This window comes from Mycobacterium sp. SM3041 (assembly GCF_039668335.1).
Taxonomy (GTDB): domain Bacteria; phylum Actinomycetota; class Actinomycetes; order Mycobacteriales; family Mycobacteriaceae; genus Mycobacterium.
In genome coordinates this window covers 66897-84859 of the sequence record NZ_JAYXBQ010000017.1, presented here as the reverse complement: position 1 = coordinate 84859, position 17963 = coordinate 66897, and the positions used below count along the sequence as shown (strand labels likewise).

17 protein-coding genes are annotated in these 17963 nt (G+C 66.8%); 5 read left to right on the top strand and 12 right to left on the bottom strand.

Going from position 1 to position 17963, the window contains the following annotated elements; all coding sequences use genetic code 11:
* Genes VXD91_RS05405 through VXD91_RS05390 form a run of 4 tightly spaced genes read right to left on the bottom strand, consistent with a single transcriptional unit; the run spans window position 1 to window position 3925 of the window.
* Window positions 1-978 carry an enoyl-CoA hydratase/isomerase family protein gene (locus VXD91_RS05405; RefSeq protein WP_346414856.1) on the bottom strand — a complete coding sequence of 326 codons (978 nt, stop codon included), beginning with the start codon at window positions 976-978 and terminating at the stop codon, window positions 1-3.
* Between the two features lie 9 nt (window positions 979-987).
* Window positions 988-2349, bottom strand: a complete 1362-nt coding sequence (locus VXD91_RS05400; protein ID WP_346414855.1) for a cytochrome P450 — start codon at window positions 2347-2349, stop codon at window positions 988-990.
* 16 nt (window positions 2350-2365) lie between these two features.
* Complete coding sequence (locus VXD91_RS05395) at window positions 2366-3301, bottom strand: SDR family NAD(P)-dependent oxidoreductase (RefSeq protein ID WP_346414853.1); 936 nt, start codon at window positions 3299-3301, stop codon at window positions 2366-2368.
* Window positions 3302-3925 (bottom strand): PaaI family thioesterase, encoded by a 624-nt coding sequence (locus VXD91_RS05390; RefSeq protein ID WP_346414852.1) that lies wholly within the window; start codon window positions 3923-3925, stop codon window positions 3302-3304.
* Window positions 3926-4386: 461 nt separating this feature from the next.
* On the opposite strand from VXD91_RS05390, the gene VXD91_RS05385 reads away from it, so the two are divergent.
* Genes VXD91_RS05385 through VXD91_RS05370 form a run of 4 tightly spaced genes read left to right on the top strand, consistent with a single transcriptional unit; the run spans window position 4387 to window position 9741 of the window.
* A complete protein-coding gene (locus VXD91_RS05385; RefSeq protein ID WP_346414851.1) occupies window positions 4387-5553 on the top strand; it encodes a thiolase family protein in 1167 nt (388 codons plus the stop codon).
* A complete protein-coding gene (locus tag VXD91_RS05380; RefSeq protein WP_346414850.1) occupies window positions 5550-7769 on the top strand; it encodes an MMPL family transporter in 2220 nt (739 codons plus the stop codon). Before VXD91_RS05385 ends, VXD91_RS05380 begins: the two co-directional genes overlap by 4 nt.
* Window positions 7770-7777: 8 nt before the next feature.
* Entirely contained in the window at window positions 7778-8743 is a 966-nt protein-coding gene (locus tag VXD91_RS05375) for an SDR family NAD(P)-dependent oxidoreductase (RefSeq protein ID WP_346414849.1), read from the top strand.
* Window positions 8743-9741, top strand: coding sequence for an NAD-dependent epimerase/dehydratase family protein (locus VXD91_RS05370; protein ID WP_061002536.1), 999 nt, complete (start codon window positions 8743-8745; stop codon window positions 9739-9741). The genes VXD91_RS05375 and VXD91_RS05370 overlap by 1 nt, the downstream gene beginning before the upstream one ends.
* Here the strand turns inward: VXD91_RS05370 and VXD91_RS05365 are convergent.
* The 8 genes from VXD91_RS05365 to VXD91_RS05330 all read right to left on the bottom strand — a co-directional run bounded on the left by VXD91_RS05365 (window position 9729) and on the right by VXD91_RS05330 (window position 16255).
* Complete coding sequence (locus VXD91_RS05365; RefSeq protein ID WP_061002524.1) at window positions 9729-10166, bottom strand: nuclear transport factor 2 family protein; 438 nt, start codon at window positions 10164-10166, stop codon at window positions 9729-9731. The genes VXD91_RS05370 and VXD91_RS05365 overlap by 13 nt on opposite strands.
* Before the next feature lie 58 nt (window positions 10167-10224).
* The gene (locus tag VXD91_RS05360) at window positions 10225-11355 is read right to left on the bottom strand and encodes an NDMA-dependent alcohol dehydrogenase (RefSeq protein ID WP_061002522.1); all 1131 of its coding nucleotides are present in this window, start codon (window positions 11353-11355) and stop codon (window positions 10225-10227) included.
* Window positions 11356-11451: 96 nt separating this feature from the next.
* Window positions 11452-12015: a nuclear transport factor 2 family protein gene (locus tag VXD91_RS05355; RefSeq protein WP_061002520.1), complete on the bottom strand. Its 564-nt coding sequence runs from the start codon at window positions 12013-12015 to the stop codon at window positions 11452-11454.
* Between the two features lie 17 nt (window positions 12016-12032).
* Entirely contained in the window at window positions 12033-12239 is a 207-nt protein-coding gene (locus tag VXD91_RS05350; RefSeq protein ID WP_061002518.1) for a ferredoxin, read from the bottom strand.
* 1 nt (window position 12240) lies between these two features.
* On the bottom strand, window positions 12241-13629 hold the full coding sequence (locus VXD91_RS05345) for a cytochrome P450 (RefSeq protein ID WP_061002515.1): 1389 nt from the start codon (window positions 13627-13629) through the stop codon (window positions 12241-12243).
* Window positions 13626-14453, bottom strand: a complete 828-nt coding sequence (locus VXD91_RS05340) for an SDR family oxidoreductase (RefSeq protein ID WP_061002513.1) — start codon at window positions 14451-14453, stop codon at window positions 13626-13628. The genes VXD91_RS05345 and VXD91_RS05340 overlap by 4 nt, the downstream gene beginning before the upstream one ends.
* On the bottom strand, window positions 14454-15653 hold the full coding sequence (locus VXD91_RS05335; protein ID WP_061002510.1) for a cytochrome P450: 1200 nt from the start codon (window positions 15651-15653) through the stop codon (window positions 14454-14456).
* A complete protein-coding gene (locus tag VXD91_RS05330; protein ID WP_061002508.1) occupies window positions 15650-16255 on the bottom strand; it encodes a TetR family transcriptional regulator in 606 nt (201 codons plus the stop codon). The genes VXD91_RS05335 and VXD91_RS05330 overlap by 4 nt, the downstream gene beginning before the upstream one ends.
* 212 nt (window positions 16256-16467) lie before the next feature.
* On the opposite strand from VXD91_RS05330, the gene VXD91_RS05325 reads away from it, so the two are divergent.
* Complete coding sequence (locus tag VXD91_RS05325; protein WP_061002535.1) at window positions 16468-17937, top strand: aldehyde dehydrogenase; 1470 nt, start codon at window positions 16468-16470, stop codon at window positions 17935-17937.
* Window positions 17938-17963 lie beyond the last annotated feature (26 nt).

The following is a 17963-nucleotide window of genomic DNA, read 5'->3' as shown; positions in this document are numbered from 1 at the left end:
CTATTGCTCGACGCGGGTGCCGGATAGCCAGGGCTCGATGTGGCCGGCGAAGGGACTGTCGCCGATGGCCTCGTAGTCCTGCTGAAAAGCGTCTGCCGTCAAGTGCTTTCGTGGATTGCGGCCCGTCCCGACGAACCCCGCGAGCTCGAAGTCGAGGGCCGCGGACAACGACCTGTTGCCACCGAAGTAGACGGCGCGTTTGACGGCCGCGATGGCGTAGGGGGAGCGGCGGGACAGGCGCTGCGCAGTGGCCTGCACGTCGTCGAGCAATCCCTCGGCGGGGGTGAGTCGGTGCACGATACCGGCGTCGAGCGCCTCGCGCGCGGTGAGCGGGCGGCCTTCCAGCATGTGCTCCAGCGCGGCGGACATGCCGAGCATCGCCGGAAGTCGTTGGCTCCCACCGCCTCCCGGTACCAGGCCGGCCAGAATCTCGATCAGACCGATGCGGACCCGGTCGGCGTCGGCCGCGATACGCAGGTCGCAGAACAGCGCGAGTTCGAATCCACCGCCGAGAGCCGTGCCGTTGATGGCCGCGAGGTAGACGACGCCCGACCGGTTCATCCGGGTGATGGTTCGCTTGAGGATGGCGCTGTAGACGATGCCGGTGCCCCAGTCGCCGCCGCGGGTCTCGGTGGCCTTCATCAGGGCGGGCACGCGCATGGCGGCGTTGTTGAGCTTGATCGACCAGGTCACCGCGCGTGACGGCAGGGGTGGCGTCGCCATCTGGAAGAACAGTTGCACCTGTTCGGGTTCGGAGTGCGAGATGAACTTGTCTCCGGTGCCGGTCAGGATGACGGCGCCGACCGACGGGTCCTGATCCGCGGCACGGGTCAGCCGGTCCATGTCCTTGACCAGCCGTAGCGACAGGAAGTGGTTGGGCGGGTCGTCGAACCGCGCGGTGAGGACGCGGCCGTCCTGCTGCAGCGTCAGGGTTTCCAGGTTCAGTGCGGCGGTGCGTACCGGGGCGCGTCGTGGCACGGCGTCTTCCTAGGCGTTGGCGGTCTGGACGAGGGCGGGGATGGGCCCGTCCGGCACGATGGTGAGGGGCGCGGTGATGGGGAACGTGGCGCTGCGCGATGTCAGCCGGCAGTGCCGGACGATCGAGGCGAGCTCCAGAGTCGCTGCGGTGAGGGCGAAGAACTCGCCGATGCACGAGCGCGGGCCGCCACCGAACGGCAGGAACTGCCACTGCATGCGCGAGCGGCCGTCGCTGAACCGGTCGGGATCGAATTCCAGTGGACGGTCCCACAATTGGGGGTCGCGGTGCATGGCGTAGACGCCGACCATGAGCATGCTGCCCGCCTCGACGCGGAAGCCGTCGACGGCCATGTCCTGCCGGGCGATACGCATCACCGCGGGGGTCGGGCCGCCCAGACGCAGGGCCTCCTGGATGACGCTGACGGTGTAGGGCAGGTGGCCGCGCGGATTGGTCCGCAGCGCGGCGTCGTCGACCGCGGAGACCTCGGCCGCCACCCGGTCGAAGATCTCGGGATGACGGCCCAGTTCCCACAGTGCGTAGGCGAGCGTCGTCGCGGTGGTCTCCAACCCCGAGGCCAGGAAGATGACGAGTTCGTGGCAGATTTCCTCGTCCGTCAACGGTTCTGCCGTCTCCGGGTCGCGGGCCTCCATCATGGCTCGGACCAGGGGAGCGCTCAGCTGCGGATCGGTGCGGCAGTCCCGCAGGATCTGAGCGGCGAGATCGTGTGCCACCTTGTTGAACCTGACCGCGAAGCGGCGCTCCCGGGTCGGTACCCAGCTCGGCAGCTTCACCGGGGCACGGCCCCGGTCGGCGATGTACTTGCTGATCCGGCGCAGTGGATCGACCAATTCGTCTGTGTAGGAACCGGGTTCGAAGCCCATGATGGTGCGGCCGAGCACCCGCATGGTGATGCGCCGGCTCTCCTGGTTGAGGTCGATCTCCGACCCGTTCCGCCACGAGGTCGCGGCGTCGGTGGCGATGTCGTACATCTGCTCGTTGAGTTCGGCGATGCGCGCGGTGGTGAACACCGGCTGCAGCATGCGGCGCCGTCCGACCCATTCTTTGTGGCTGAAGTTCAGCAGCGAGCCGCCGTTGAGCTTCTGCTGTTCCGTCATGAACGGGAAGTCGCGGTCGACGGCCGGGTAGGTGGCGGTCAGGACGTCGCGGGCACCCTGCGGCGAGGTGACGGCGATGATCGGCGGCATCATCCACTTCGGTGCGATGCGCACCGTGGTGACGGGTCCGCCGGCGTCCCGGAACGTCTCACATCCGCTGTGCGCCACCTGGATCGCGGCGATGCGCTCGCGCAGACTCAAAGGCACGTCGGGGGCCGGCGGCAGCCGGTCGACGTCCGCTGCGTCGGTTGACACGGTCGGGCTCCTGTCGTCAGATGTCGTACCGCACACCGGTGTGGTGTTCGGCGGCAACCCAATTCGCGGTCATCAGGGCCTGGTCGGTGGCCGCGCGCCCGGCCTTCGCCGGCGCCGGCAGCCCGCGCATCCCGAAGAACCGGTCAGGCCCGTAGTAGCCGCCGCCGACGACATCGTCCGCGGCGGCGGCGTAGGTGATCGACAGCGCGGCGACATCGGCCGGCTGGCCGATGGCCCGGCACGAGGCGCGCCACGACACGTCGCCCCACTTGCGGCCCGAGTGCATGCCGGCATCGGTGTCGGCCCAACCGGGTTGTGCCGAAACCGCTTTCAGCGCGCGGCCGGCCGCGGCAAGGCGGCGCTGGAGCTCATTGGCGAACAACAGGTTGGCGAGCTTGGCCTGGCAGTATCCGTCGAAAGCGGAGTAGCGGCGGGTACGCCAGCCCGGATCGGCCGGGGCGAGCTTGCCGAATCCCGGTCGTCCGACGAACTCGTGGGCGCGGCTGGTGACCACCACGACCCGATCGGTGATCCGGTCCAGCAGTTGGCCGACCAACGCGAAGTGCCCGAGATGGTTGATGCCGGTGTGCAATTCGAAGCCGTCGGCGGTCAGGCCGTACGGCACGTGGCACACCCCGGCCAGCGCGATCACGGTGTCGACCGGTCCGCACGCGGCCGCCGCGGACTTCACGGAGTCCAGGTGTGCCAGATCGAGGTTCAAGGTCTGTGCGGCAGGCCCGATTTCGGCGGCCAGGGCCGCGGCCTGGTCCGGGCGGCGGCAGGCCAGGATCACCTGGGCGCCGGCAGCCGCCAGATGCCGCGCGGTGGCGGCACCGAGGCCGCCGTTCGCGCCGGTGATCAGGACCGTGCGGCCCGTCTGGTCAGGGATATGTGCGCCGAGCCAGTCTTTCGCCTGGCCAGAGCCGATCGGCCGGGAAACTCCGAGCGCCATCTAACCGCGGGCCCACTTGGGCTGGATGAAGACGCCTTTGGCCTCGATGGTGACGCCCTGGTCGTCGGCGATGTGGGCGACGCCGTAGGCCTTGAAGCCCTCGGTGCGCACGATGCGGGCCTCGGCCCGCAGCTTGCCCAGCGGGGTGGGACGCACGTACTTCACGTTGATGGTGCCGGTGAACCGGGTGGTGCCATCGTTCGACGCGACCTCACCCAGCACGTGGTCCAGGATCATGGCGCACACACCGCCGTGCGCGTGATTGGGCGGGCCCTCGTAGGCGGCGCCGAGAGCGAACTCGGACCACACATAGTCGGTCGCTTCGAGGACGACCGTCAGCGGCGGCGCGACCGGGTTGCGCAGGCCTACAACAGCATTGGTCCACGGCAGCCACTCGCCTTCGGTGGTGAAGCGCAGACCCCACGTCTTCTCCAATTGCTTGGAGCGCAAACGCGCGGTGGCCGACTCGATTTCGGCTTTCGCGGCCGCGATGGTGTCGGCGTCGGCATCGCTACGGGCGGTCGCGTCCATCAGTTCGCGGACGGACTGGGTCAGCGGCTCGAATACGGAACGGAGGCGTTCGGCTTCCTCCGGGCTGAGGGTGTCGGTGCTGAAATCGAGCATGTCGCTACTAGAACATGTTCTACCGGACGCTGTCGAGTCCAGAGTTTGCTGTGATGGCAGTCGATGGTTTGCCACAGCGGCAGGGTCCACCGAACTGACTGCGCGGTCAATGGCCCGATCCACCGCATCGGCAAATGGTGTTCGAAACGCTGTTATCGGTTGTGCGCCAACGCCGTTCCGACTGTGATGGGGGTTACATCGATACTTGCCGTGAGCAATTATTGAAACAAGTTCTAACTAGTTCGCTAAATCCATAATTAACGCTGCTGACGTGGATATTTACGTTGATGGAATATAGACCGCGGTCGATTTGCGTGCTACAAACTATTGCCGTTAGTTGCTGAAATCAGCACAACGAAGAACAGCCATGCCGTTATGTCCGCGCGCACACGACAGTTCTGGGCAGTCCGCGGATTGCGCGGTGCCACAAGCGGACGTCGTTGCCGAGGAGGACAAGAACCTTGACCAATCCCGTAGTCGTTGCGTATGCGCGGACCCCGTTCACGCGTTCGCTGGTAGGTGGACTGGCCAACGTTTCTGAGTTCGACCTGGCGAGCACCGTGATCCGCGAGGTGATCAACCGCTCGGGTGTCGACCCCGAACTGATCGACAACATCGTGCTCGGTGAGGTGCTGCAGGGCGGCGGCTGTATCGCCCGCTACTCGGCCCTGGACATGGGACTGCCGCTGGACACCCCCGCGGTCGCGGTCGGCGGCTGGTGCGCGTCGGGAATGATGGCGATGCACCAGGCGGTGGCGACCATCAAGGCGGGCATGGGCAAGTGCGTCATCGCCGGCGGTCTGAACACGCCGTCGGCGTCGCCGCTGGCCGGTCCGCACTTCGCGGCTACGGGGATCACCGACACCCAGATCGCCCCGATGCATCCGGGTATCGGTGAGATGCCCGCGCTCGACCTGGCCCGGACCCTCGGTGAAGGCACCGCGCGGCAGTTCGGCCTGACGCGTGAAGAGGTCGACGAGTGGTCGGCCCGGGCGCATACGCTGGCTTCCGATGCGATCGAGGGCGGCGTCCTGGATGTCGAGAAGGTTGCGGTAACCGTCGACGGCACAGAGGTTTTCGCCGACGAGCTGCCGTGCCGCGAATTCAACATGACCAACCTGTCCGCGCTGACGTCGTTCCTCGGTGCGGACTGCACGGTGACGCCCGGCAATCAGACGGGCCTGACCGACGGCGCCGCCGCGATGATGATCTGCGACCCCGACTTCGCGTCATTGCACGGCCTGACCCCGTTGGCCGAGATCATCGGCTGGTCGGTCGTCGGCTCCGAGCCTGAGCGCGCCACCGACGCGGCGATCACCGCCACCCGGCGGGCCCTCGACGGCGCCGGCATCAGCACCGAGGCCGTCGACCTCTACGACGTCCACGACTCCTACGCCTCGATCGGCATCGCCTATGAGCGCTCGCTGAACATCAGCCGCGAGCGGCTCAACGTGCATGGCGGCGGCCTGGCACTCGGCCACCCCTATGGTGCCTCCGGTACCCGCGTGGCCGGCACCTTGATCAACGAACTGCAGCGCCGCGGCGGCGGCATCGGCGCGGGTGCGATCGTCAGTGCGGGCGGCCTCGGCGCCGCCGTCGTGCTCAACGTCTTCCCGCCGGCGGCATGATGCTCGATCTGATCTCGCGCGTCGTGATCGCGGCGCCCAAAAGGATTCTCCTTGCCACTGTGGTGCTGATGTCGCTCTTCGGCATCCTGTCCGCGCCCGTCGCGGACCTGCTCGGCGCCGGTGGCTTCACCGACCCCGACGCCCAGTCCAACCGCGCCAACAAAGTGCTCACCGAAGAGTTCCACCGCGGCTTCGTCAACCTCAATCTGCTGGTGCAGGCGAAGGAACCGGTGGCCTCGGCGCCCGTGCGCGCGGCGGTCGACCGGCTGGTCACCGAGCTGCGCGGCACCGCGCACGTCGCGCGGGTGCTGTCACCGTTCGAGGCGCCCGACCCTGTCGCGGCCGGTCTGGTCAGCAAGGACGGCCGCTCCGCGCTGGTCATCGCGTTCATGGACGGCAACGAGACCACCGGCATCGCATCTTCCACCGCACTGGTGGAACGCTATGTCGGGCAACGTGATCCGGGGCTGACCATCTCGGCGGGCGGTCCGGGAGCCGTGTATTCCGCGGTCAACGAGCAGAGCCGGCATGACCTGACGCTCAGCGAGGCCATCGTGCTGCCGCTGACGTTCCTGGTGCTGGTGTGGGTTTTCGGTGGTGTCGTTGCAGCGCTGGTGCCGCTCGCCGTCGGGGCGTTCGCGATCTCGGGTTCCGTTGCGATTCTGCGGGTCCTGGCCGAGTTCGTCGACGTCTCGGTGTTCGCGCTCAACCTCGCCGTGGCACTGGGGCTGGCCTTGGCGATCGACTACTCACTGCTATTGGTGAGCAGGTACCGCGAGGAGATCGGCGACGGCTCCCACCCCGACGAGGCGTTGCGGCGCACCATGCGCACCGCCGGCCGGACGGTGGTGTTCTCGGCCGCGACGGTCGCGCTGTGCCTCGCGACCATGGCGGTCTTCCCGATGTACTTCCTGCGGTCGTTCGCGTACGGCGCGGTGTCGGTGGTGGCCATGGCGGCTCTTGCCGCGCTCGTCATCACGCCTGCTGCCATCCGGCTGGCTGGCAAGCGGATCGGCAAGCCGGGCCAGCGTGGCCCGCTCACCGAATCCCGTTGGTACACCTGGACACACGCCGTCATGCGCCGGCCTCGCATCGCGGCGGCCGTCACGTTGATTACGCTGGTGATCGTCGGACTGCCGTTCCTCAACATCAAATTCGGCTTCCCCGACGACCGCATCCTGCCGACCACATCGTCGGCCCGGCAGGTGGGCGACCACATGCGCAGTGACTTCACGCAGGACGCCGGCCTGCCGGTGCACATCGTGCTGTTGCAAGGCAACGGAACGCGAGACAACGCTGCCATCGACGCCTACGCCGCGGAGTTGTCCAAGGTGCCGACGGTGGTGGCCGCGGCCGGGCCGGGTGCCACCTATGCCGGTGGACGCGCGATCGGACCCGCCGGCCACGAGGCCGGGACCGGGAAAGACGCCAGCTTCCTGACGGTGACCACCACGACGCTGCCGTTCAGCGCAGCGTCGGACGAAGCGCTGGACCGGCTGCACGCCGTGCCGCCGCCGGCCGGGATGACGCCACTGTTCACGGGAGCCGCGCAGTCCAACCGCGATGGCGTCGAGGCCATCGCAAGCCGCGTGCCGACCATGCTCGGGTTGATCGCGGCGGTGATGTTCGTCCTGCTGTTCCTGTTGAGCGGCAGCGTGATCATCCCGCTGAAGGCGTTGGTGCTCAACGCCTTGTCGCTCACCGCGACGTTCGGGGCGCTGGTGTGGATCTTCCAGGAGGGGCACCTGGGCGGGCTGGGCACCACGGTGGTGGGCACTCTGGTGTCGACCATGCCGGTGTTGATGTTCTGCGTCGCGTTCGGGCTGTCGATGGACTACGAGGTGTTCATCATCGCCCGCATCCGCGAATTCTGGCTCGCCTCGGACAGATCCGATGCGGCCGGCCGCGAATCGGTGGCTCTCGGTCTGGCCGGCACCGGCCGCATCGTCACTGCCGCGGCGCTCGTCATGGCGATTACTTTCGCCGGACTGGTGGCCTCCCAGGTGTCGTTCCTGCGCATCTTCGGGTTCGGGCTGGCGGTCGCGATCCTGGTGGACGCCATCGTGATTCGCACCGTCCTGCTCCCGGCCGTCATGGTGCTGCTGGGCAAGGCCAACTGGTGGGCGCCCGCGCCGCTGGCTCGCCTGCATGCCCGCATCGGGCTGAATGAGGGTGCACGGTGCGGCAATTCGTCGGTTCCAGCGGAAGTCGGGTGATGAATCAGATGGAAACCCGCAGTCTGTTGTTGACGGGCGCCACCTCCGGGCTGGGCCTCGGACTGGCGCAACGGATCGTGGGAACGCCGGGCTGGCACTGCGTGCTGCCCGTCCGGAACGCCGAGCGGGGCGAGGAGCTCAAGGCACTGCTCGGTGACCGCGCCGCCGGTGGCACCACCCACATCGTGGTGTGCGATCAGGGCTCGCAGGAAAGTGTGCGCCGTGCCGCCGCGGAAATCGCGCGCTTGGTGACGGACGGCGTCATCCCGCCGCTCAGCACCGTCGTGCTCAATGCCGCGGTCCTGCGCAACGACGCCCACGAACTCAGTCCCGACGGCATCGAATTGACCGTCGCCACCAACCTTTTCGGCCCGCACGCGCTACTGGCACGCATCAGCCCGCAACTGGCAGCCGATGCCCGGGTGATGATCGTCGGGTCACCCACGATTCGCCAGACGCTCTTCCAGCGGCTGGCGCGGGTGAAGACCGCGGAATGGAAGCCGCTCGCCGAGCAGTGTCTGCCCAGCGATGACGGTGTGCAGGCGTACGCGCGCACCAAACTCGGCTTGTTCTACCTGTCGCGCGCGACGGGACGGCTGGTGCCCGAGGGCATGTCCGCGGCGTATTTCGACCCGGGCGTGATGCCGGGCACGAACATCCTGCGGGAGCGCGGTCAGTTCAGTCAGGTGTACTGGCGCCGGGTGCTGCCGTACATCGCATGGACGTTCGGCGGGGTCACCGTCGGCCGTGGTGCGCGCTCGATGTCTCCCTACGTGCTGCACCAGAAATCGATGGGGGACAGCGGCTTCCTGTCGGTGAAATGGGGCAAGCGCGCACCGGCCGTCGCCCCCGATCGGGTGCACGAGTACTTCGTCGAGGCCAACGACATCACCGGCATCGGTGAGTCCGACGCCGCGCCGTGGTGGTCGCAGCCGGACCGCCTGCTCGGTCAGCCGGTCGGGCCGCGCGCCTGATGGCACCGCGCAGGTCACTGGTGATGGGCGCCAGTGGCTTCCTCGGCTCCCACGTGACGCGCCAGCTCGTCGACCGCGGCGACGACGTCCGGGTGCTGCTGCGGGAGACCAGTTCGACCCGCGGCATCGATGACCTCGACGTCGAGCGTTGCTACGGAGACATTTTCGATGACGACGCGGTGCGGGCCGCGATGGCCGACCGGGACGTCGTCTTCTACTGCGTCGTGGACGCCCGGGCCATGCTGCCCGACCCGGCGCCGTTGTTCCGGACCAACGTCGACGGACTGCGTCAGGTGCTGGACATCGCGGTGGACGCCGGCCTCGACAAGTTCGTGTTCGTCAGCACCATCTGCACCATCGCCGTCAGCGGTGACGGGTCGGTCGTCGATGAGGACACCCCGTTCAACTGGGCGGACAAGGGCGGTGACTACGTCCGATCACGGCGTGCCGCAGAACAACTCGTGCTGGACGCGGCGATGCAGCGCGGACTACCGGCCGTCGCGATGTGCGTGTCGAACACCTACGGTCCACGGGACTGGCAGCCGACGCCGCACGGTGAGATCGTGGCGCGCACCGCGGCCGGCCGGATGCGGTTCTATGCCTCTGATGCGGCCGCGGAAGTGGTCGGTATCGAGGACGCCGCCCGCGCGCTGCTCCTGGGCGCCGAGCGCGGCCGCGTCGGCGAGCGCTACATCATCTCGGAGAGCTACCTGCCACTGCGCACCATCCTGGAGACGGCGGCCGACGAAACCGGCGTGCCGCCACCACGATTCGGGGTGCCAAAGGCCGCGATGTACGCCGGTGCCTACGCCACGCAGCCGCTGCGCGCGCTGCGCCCGGGCAAGATTCCGCCGCTGGTCACCATCACGCGGTTGCTGCACATGACGTCACCGGCCGCCAACAGCAAGGCGCGGCGGGAACTGGGCTGGGAACCGGAGCCGACGGTGAATGCGATTCGCCGCGCGGCCCGGTTCTACGCCGACAATCAGTTGGTCTGATCGGCGGGCTGCTCGAACGTCATGGCCTCGAGGTTCCAGTAGCCGCGCAGATTGGTGATGAGCCCCTCGGCGTTGACCTTGTAGGTGAAGACGCCACGGACGCTGGCCACGAAACCGTTCGGAAATTCGGTGCGCAGCACCAGGATGTAGGCGATCTCGTCGGGTGAGCTCGACGGGAACGTCTCCTCGCACGTGACCGTCAGCTGGTTGGGTCCGATGTTGGTGTCGTAGAAGGCGGCCAGGGCCTCCTTGCCCTTGACGCCGGTGCCGTCGGGGTTGGTGACGGCCTCGCCGATGGGGTCTTCGACGACGATGTCGTCGGCCATCAGGGCTAGCCAGCCCTCGCGGTCGTGGCTCTGGACGCAACGCCACGACGACTGCGAGGCGGTGACAACGGGATTGTCGGACAAGGGATTTCCTTCCATTTCATGCCAAAACGGCATTCCAGCAGGTGGAATGCCGTTTCGGGTTGGTACGTCTCGCTCAGCGGTCGGCGTCGGTGTACCGGATGACACCGCGGATGTTGCGGCCCTCCAGCATGTCCCGGTAGCCGTCGTTGATCTGCTCCAGCTTGTACTGGCGGGTGACCATGTCGTCGAGGTTGAGGCGGCCGGCCTTGTACATGGCCAGCAGTGACGGGATGTCGTGGTGCGGGTTGCCGCCACCGAAGATGGTGCCCTGCAGGCGCTTCTGCATCAAGGTCAGCATCGACAGGTTCAGCTTCACGTCCAGGCTGGCCATGTTCGCGACCGCGGTCACCACGCAGGTGCCGCCCTTGCTGGTGATGTTGAGGTAGTTGTCGATGTCCTCGCCGTGCAGCTCACCGACGGTGACGATGGTCTTGGTGGCCATGCGGCCCTCGGTGACCTCGGCAACGCCGGCCATGGCGCTGAAGATGTCGGGGTAGGCATGCGTGGCACCGAACTTGAGGGCGTTGTCGCGTTTGAACTCAACGGGATCCACGACGAACACGTTGCGCGCACCGGCGTTGAGAGCACCCTGCAGTGCACCCGTGCCCACACCGCCGACACCGACGATGCAGACGTCATCGCCGGGACGGACGTCACCACTGCGGACCGCCGAGCCGTAGCCCGTGGTGACGCCACAACCGACCAGGCAGGCGACCTCGAACGGGATGGTCGGGTCGATCTTCACCACCGAGCTCTTGTGCACCACCATGTACGGGCTGAATGTGCCCAGCAGCGTCATCGGGATCACCGGAGTGCCGTCGGCGGCGTGCACGCGGTTGGTGCCGTCGGAAACCGCGGTGCCGGTCAACAGGTACATGCCCAGGTCGCACAGGTTGCGCATGCCGGCCTGACACGACGGACATTCACCACACGACGGGATGAACGACAGCACGACGTGGTCGCCGACGGCGATGTGGTCCACGCCCGGGCCGACCTCGACCACGATTCCGGCGCCCTCGTGGCCGCCGAGAACAGGGAACCCGGCCATCGGGATGTCGCCGGTCACCAGGTGGTGGTCGGAGTGGCACATGCCCGAGGCTTCCATCTGGATCTTGACCTCGTCCTTGACGGGGTCGCCGATCTCGATCTCCTCGATCGACCACGGCTGATTGAACTCCCAGATGAGAGCACCTTTTGTCTTCACCGCATGCGCCTTCCACTAGAACCTGTTTCAGTTAGCGTAGAGGTAAAAGTTACGTTCGTCACACCCCACCCCCCAACCAACTGCTTGGCCGGTTTTTCACCAGATCGGGACGGGGGCCTCACCCAGCGGGTAGTAGCCCGGCAGCTGCTCGCCGGCCAGGCTGCGCTGGATGCGCTGCTGCATGCCCTTGGACAATTTGCCGGCCGTCATCAGGTCCAGATAGAGCTTCTGCACGTGGCCGAAGTCGAAGAAATCACGCTGCCAGGCGATCTTCGGTTCCCCGTCGACGTTCTCCAGCCGGAACCAGCTGCCGCCGATGCCGTAGATCTCCCGCTCCGGGGCCGACGCATCCTCCGGATCGGTGACGACCTGCTTCCAGAAGCCGACCACTTCACCTTGCCTGTCGTCGATCACCACGCGTTGGTACGGGTACTTCCAGCCTTCGAGGCCTTCCATCTCCAAACCCAGAGCGATGTCGCGAATTTCGGCCTTGCCGAGGCACATCACGTCTTCTTTGGGTCCGATGTTCCAGCCGTAGGTGGCGTCCTCGGTGTAGAAGTCGGCCATGGGCTTCCAGTCGCCGGCCGCCTCGGCGTCACGGTTGACCTGCAGCCACCGCTCGACCCACTCTTCGAGTTGTGCGCGGGGGAATGACGTCATTGTCTTGTCCTTTGTTTTCAGCTGGTTTCGCGGATGAACAGGGCTTGGGTAGGGCACTCGGCGACAGCACGCTCGATCTCGTCGCGCGCGTCGTCGGGTGGGGTCTCGTCGAGGATCTCGACGGTGCCGCGCTTGGGGACGTTGAAGTAGTCCGGTGCCTCCAGGGCGCACATGGCGTGGCCCTGACACAGGTCGCGGTCGACTTCAACGCGATAACTGCCCATCTCAGTCAACTTCCCCGGTCGCTGCGCTCTTGCGCGCCGAATCCCGCTTCCGGTAGCGGACGGTGGCGGGCCGGGCCAACTGGACGACCATCTTGGAGTGGTCGTTCTGGTAGCTCTCCGGGGGTTGCGCCATCTCGAACTCGTACTCGCGCAACAGAACCGAGAAGATGGCCTTGATCTGCATCTGTGCGAAGGCCGCCCCCACGCAGCGGTGCTTGCCGGCGCCGAACGGAATCCAGGTCCACCGGTTCAGCAGGTCTTCCTGGCGAGGCTTCTCGTACCGGTCGGGGTTGAAGGCGTCGGGGTCGGGGAAGTCCTCGGGAATCCGGTTGGAGATCGCCGGTGACGCCGCCACCATCTGACCCTTGTGGATCGGGTGCTCGGCGACCTCGAACTCGTCCTGCGCGACGCGCATCAGGATGATGAGCGGCGGGTGCAGGCGCAGCGTCTCCTTGAGCGCATTGTCCAGGTTCGGAATCTGGCGCAGCGCATGGAAACTCACCTCCTGGCCGTCGCTGTACAGGTCATCCAGCTCCTGCTGGACCTTGGCGTAGAAATCGGGGTGGCGCAGCAGTTCGATCAGCGTCCACGACGACGTGCCCGAGCTGGTGTGGTGCCCGGCGAACATCAGGGAGATGAACATGCCGGTGACTTCGTTGGCGCTGAAGCGGTGGTTGCCCTCTTGATCCTTGATCGAGACCAGGACGTCGAGCAGGTCGCGATCGCTCTTGTCGTTGGGCGGGTTGGCAATTCGCCCGTTCATGACCTCCTGCACCAGCTCCACCAGGTTGGCCCGGGCCTCGTCGCGGATACGGAAGCTCTCGATGGGCAGGTAGGGGTCGACGTAGCAGAGCGGATCGGTGCCGCGCTCGAGCAGGTGGTAGTAGTTCGCGAACCGGGAGTCGAGCTGGTTGCGGAACTTCGGACCGATGAGGCAGGCCGTCGAGGTGTAGATGGTGAGCTCGGAGAAGAACTCCAGGAGGTCGATTTCGCCTGATTCGCCCCAATTCTCGGTCATCCGCCGGACTTCGCGCTCGATGGTCGCGGCGTGGCCCTTCATCTGCTCACCGCGCAACGCGGTGTTGTGCAGCATCTCGGCCCGACGTTCGGGGTCGGCGTCGAACACCACGCCCTCGCCGAAGATCGGTGTCATGAACGGGTAGGCCTCGGCCTGGTTGAGCTCGCTATCGGTGGAGCGGAAGAAGAACTCGTTGGCCTCTGCTCCGGTCAGCAACACCACCTGCTTGTCGGCGAGCTGGAACCAGCCGACGTCACCGCACTCGTCGCGCACGCGCTGCATCAGTCCGATCGGGTCGGTGCGGAACTCCTCCAGATGGCCGTGCTCCTCGGCGCCACCCGAAACCCGTTGTACCTCTTTGGTGATGGTCATTGTCCAGGCATTCCTTCCTCGCCCAGAGCGAGCGACTGGCGTTCCTTGGCTTCGGCGAGCGGCGCCTCGGGCTGCAGTTCCATGTTGGCGATGAACCCACCGCGCGGGGTCTCGGCGACGAACGTGATGGCGCGCGCCAGGTCGGCCGCGCGCAGGAAGTAGCTGTGCCGGGCCTGGCCCCACTTGGCCCAATCCTCCAGGGCCGGGCCGATTTTCTCGGCCGGCAGGCTCCAGCCCATGGACGTCATGGTCGGGCCGGGGTGCACCACCGAGGCGCGCACGCCGGTGCCTTCCAGTTCCATCTGGAAGTTGGTCACCATCGCGACCAGTCCGGCCTTCGCGGCGCCGTAGGCGCCCATGTGCGGACGTTGGCGCAATGCCACGTCGGAGCCGACGAAGATCAGGTCGCCACGCCGGCGCTCCACCATGCCGTCGAGCACGGCGCGCGCCATGCGGTTGGCCCCGACCAGGTGAATCTGCAGCTGCTCGGCGAACTCGTCGGTGGTCATCTCGTGCAACCGGCCGAAGTTGGTGTCTCCGGCGCCGGTGACCAGAACCTCGATGTCGCCGAGCGCGGCCGTCGCCTTGGCGACGAAATTTTCGACCGATGCGTTGTCGGTGACGTCCAGCGGCAGCGCGATCGCCTCTCCGCCTTCGGCTTTGATCTGGTCGACGAGTTCCTGACACTTCTCCACCCGGCGGGCGCCGAGAGCGACCGGGAAGCCGCGCGCGGCGAGTGCGGTCGCCGTCGCGGCGCCGATACCCGACGAGGCCCCGGCCACGATGGCGGGCCTGCGGGTGGGGTGTGGTTCGAAACGGGCCATTTAGCGTGCCTTCACTGTCATCGGGAGGTGGGCAAATCCGCGTACGGAACTCGAGTGGACGCGGACGGAGTTGTCCTCGTCCACCTCGTAGCTCCGGATGCGTTTGAACAATTCGGTCAGGGCGACCCGGGCTTCCATCCGGGCCAGGTGGGCGCCCAGGCAGAAATGGGCGCCGCTGCCGAAACTCACGAGCTTGGAACCGATGTCGCGGCCGATGCGGTATTCGTCCGGCTGGTCGAACACCCGCTCGTCGCGGTTGGCCGAGCCGGCCAGCAGCACCAGTACGTCACCCGCCGGCACGGTGGTGCCGTAGAACTCGAGGTCCTCGACGACGGCCCGGGCCAGCAGCTGGCTCGACGTGTCGTAGCGCAGCGTCTCCTCGATCCACGGCGAGATCAGCTCATGGTCGTCGAACACCTGCGCCAGCTGGCCGGGGTTCTTGTGTCCCCAATACGCCGCATTGGCAAGCAGTTTCGTGGTGGTCTCGTTACCGGCGATGACCATCAGGAACAGGAATGCCATGATCTCGTCATCGGTGAGCTTGTCGCCGTCGATCTCGGCCTCCACCAGCGCCGAGGTGAGATCATCGGACAGACTCTTGCGGCGCTGCTTGACCATGTCGGCGTAGTACATCAGCAACTCACCCGATGCGGCCATGGCTGACGGCGGCACATCGGCCGTCCCGTCTTCGCGGTGCATCACACCGTCGGCGAGCGCGCGGATACGCACGCGGTCTTCTTGCGGGACGCCCATCAGCTCACTGATGACGTCCATGGGCAGCTTGCCCGCGAAATCGTCGACGTAGTCAAAGCTGTTGTTCTGCAACGCCTCGTCGAGATGCTGGACGGCGATCTCGGTGACCCGTCCCTCCAGCTCACGGATGCGCCGCGGGGTGAACCCCTTGGACACCAGGGTGCGCAGCCGCAGGTGCGCCGGATCATCAAGGGCCAGAAAGGACATTACGCGGTGGGCTTCGGCGTTGCGGGAGATCGGATCCAGCGAGACGCCGTGCTTGTTGGACAGGGCGGTGCTGTTCCGGAAACCGCGCAGCACGTCCTCGTGGCGGGACAGTGCCCAGAAGTTGAGTTTGTCGTTCCGGTAGATCGGCGCCTCGTCCCGCAGCCGCCGGTAGTACGGGTACGGATCCTCGTGGAAGTCGTAGCTGTAGGGGTCGATCAGTAGCTCCACATTGGCTGTCATGCGTTGTCTCCCACGATGAGTCCGACGACGTAGGCCAGCCGGTCGGCGATCTGGTGATAGGTGTACGCGCCGCTGCCGGCGTTGACGAGCGCGCCGAAGTACGTCATCTCCAGGGCCGAGAGCAGGCGCGGATCGGCGTCGGGGCCGACGGCTGACCGAATGCGCTTGTGGATTTCGCCACCGATGCGGTCGCGCACCTTGCGGACGGTCTCGTCGTCGCCCGACAGCAGGGCCGTCGTGCACGCCGCGGCCACCCCGGGTTCGTCTGCGACGACCAGTGCGAGGCTGCGCAGTGCCTGCTCGACCCGGCTGGCCATCGTCTGGTTGACGTCGGTGAAGTAGGGCACCTGCCGAACCATGTCCAGATACACCTCGGCGATGAGGTGATTTTTGGACGAGAAGTAGGTGTAGGCGGTTGCCGGCGCGACCTTGGCGCGCGCGGCGACGGCCCGCACCGTCAGGTCGGCGTAGGAGGACTCTCGCAGCATTTCGCGACCGGCGGCCAGAACCTTCTGGAAGGTTTCCTCTTGGCGGCGGTTGCGCGGCTGGTCGTCCGCTTCTTGGCTGACGCTTGTGAGCGCGGCCACTGCATCGCTGGACACATGTCCAAGTTAGCCGACGGTCTGCCGCGAAGGCAAGATGCGTACGGATATTGCCTGTTAAAAGCCTGTTTATCCGCGAAAATGGACGGCTGATGCGGACTGGCTCTTGCTAGTCGACGGCGCGTGAGGTTATGGTTCGACTGAGCATTGTCGGACAGTTGTCCAACGAAAAATTCACATCGCTGGACATCGTCCAGTGGGCAGGAGTGCAGATGACCTTGCTGGGTGATCGCGAAAGTCGCCTTCTCATCGACGGAAAATTGGTGCCGGGTTCGCGAGGCACATTCCCGACCGTCAATCCCGCGACCGAGGAAGTCCTCGGCGTGGCGGCCGACGCCACGGTGGGCGACATGGTCGACGCCATCGACGCCGCCCGTCGCACTTTCGACGAGACCGACTGGTCCACCAACGTGGAGCTTCGCGTGCGGTGCCTGCGGCAGCTGCAGCAGGCCATGCGCGACCACAGTGCTGAATTGCGTGAACTGACGATCTCCGAAGTCGGCGCACCCCGAATGCTCACCGCCGGAGCGCATTTGGACGGCCCGATCGAAGACCTGAGCTTCGCCGCCGACACCGCGGAGAGCTACCAGTGGACCACCGATCTGGGACATGCCACGCCGCAGGGGATTCCGACCAACCGGACCATCGCACGGGAGGCCGTCGGCGTCGTCGGCGCCATCACGCCGTGGAACTTCCCGCACCAGATCAACCTGGCCAAGATCGGCCCGGCGCTCGCGGCGGGCAACACCCTGATCCTCAAGCCCGCACCGGACACCCCATGGGTCGCCGCGGTGCTCGGCGAACTGATCACCCAGCACACCGACTTCCCGGCGGGTGCCATCAACATCGTGACCTCCCGGGACCACGGCGTCGGGGCCATGTTGTCGAAACATGCTGACGTGGACATGGTTTCGTTCACCGGCTCGACCGTCACCGGCCGCGCCGTGATGACCGACGCCGCCGAGACCATCAAGAAGGTGTTCCTGGAACTCGGTGGCAAGTCGGCGTTCCTGGTTCTCGACGACGCCGACGTGGCCGGCGCCTGCGCCATGGCGGCGTTCACGGCATCGATGCACGCCGGCCAGGGCTGCGCCATCACCACCCGGCTCGTCGTGCCGCGGGCCCGCTACGACGAGGCCGTCGCGGCCGCGGCAGGCACCATGGGCGGCATCAAACCCGGCGATCCGTCCAGCCCGCGCACGGTGTGCGGACCGGTGATCTCGGCCCGCCAGCGCGACCGGGTGCAGAGCTACCTCGACCTCGCCATCGCCGAAGGCGGCATGTTCGCGTGCGGTGGCGGCCGCCCGGCCGACCGCGACACCGGTTTCTTCATCGAGCCGACCGTCATTGCCGGACTGGACAACTCGGCCCGCGTCGCCCGCGAGGAGATCTTCGGGCCGGTACTCACCGTCATCGCCCACGACGGCGACGATGACGCCGTCCGCATCGCCAACGACTCGCCGTACGGCCTGTCCGGCACGGTGTTCTCGGCCGACCCGCAGCGGGCGGCCGGCGTGGCGGCGCGGCTGCGCGTCGGCACCGTCAACGTCAACGGCGGTGTCTGGTACTCCGCCGACGCACCATTCGGCGGCTACAAGCAGTCCGGCAACGGCCGAGAGATGGGTATCGCCGGGTTCGAGGAGTACCTGGAGACCAAGTGCATCGCCACGCTGGCCACATAGGCCTGGTCGCCGAGAACTGTTGACTG

Coding starts and splice junctions, on each gene's coding strand:
- VXD91_RS05355 (WP_061002520.1), bottom strand. CDS start 12,015: ATGACGTCATTCCCCCGCGCACAACTCGAAGAGTGGGTCGAGCGGTGG.
- VXD91_RS05365 (WP_061002524.1), bottom strand. CDS start 10,166: ATGGAAGGAAATCCCTTGTCCGACAATCCCGTTGTCACCGCCTCGCAG.
- VXD91_RS05395 (WP_346414853.1), bottom strand. CDS start 3,301: ATGGCGCTCGGAGTTTCCCGGCCGATCGGCTCTGGCCAGGCGAAAGAC.
- VXD91_RS05375 (WP_346414849.1), top strand. CDS start 7,778: ATGGAAACCCGCAGTCTGTTGTTGACGGGCGCCACCTCCGGGCTGGGC.
- VXD91_RS05335 (WP_061002510.1), bottom strand. CDS start 15,653: ATGACAGCCAATGTGGAGCTACTGATCGACCCCTACAGCTACGACTTC.
- VXD91_RS05390 (WP_346414852.1), bottom strand. CDS start 3,925: ATGCTCGATTTCAGCACCGACACCCTCAGCCCGGAGGAAGCCGAACGC.
- VXD91_RS05325 (WP_061002535.1), top strand. CDS start 16,468: ATGACCTTGCTGGGTGATCGCGAAAGTCGCCTTCTCATCGACGGAAAA.
- VXD91_RS05370 (WP_061002536.1), top strand. CDS start 8,743: ATGGCACCGCGCAGGTCACTGGTGATGGGCGCCAGTGGCTTCCTCGGC.
- VXD91_RS05340 (WP_061002513.1), bottom strand. CDS start 14,453: ATGGCCCGTTTCGAACCACACCCCACCCGCAGGCCCGCCATCGTGGCC.
- VXD91_RS05350 (WP_061002518.1), bottom strand. CDS start 12,239: ATGGGCAGTTATCGCGTTGAAGTCGACCGCGACCTGTGTCAGGGCCAC.
- VXD91_RS05345 (WP_061002515.1), bottom strand. CDS start 13,629: ATGACCATCACCAAAGAGGTACAACGGGTTTCGGGTGGCGCCGAGGAG.
- VXD91_RS05380 (WP_346414850.1), top strand. CDS start 5,550: ATGATGCTCGATCTGATCTCGCGCGTCGTGATCGCGGCGCCCAAAAGG.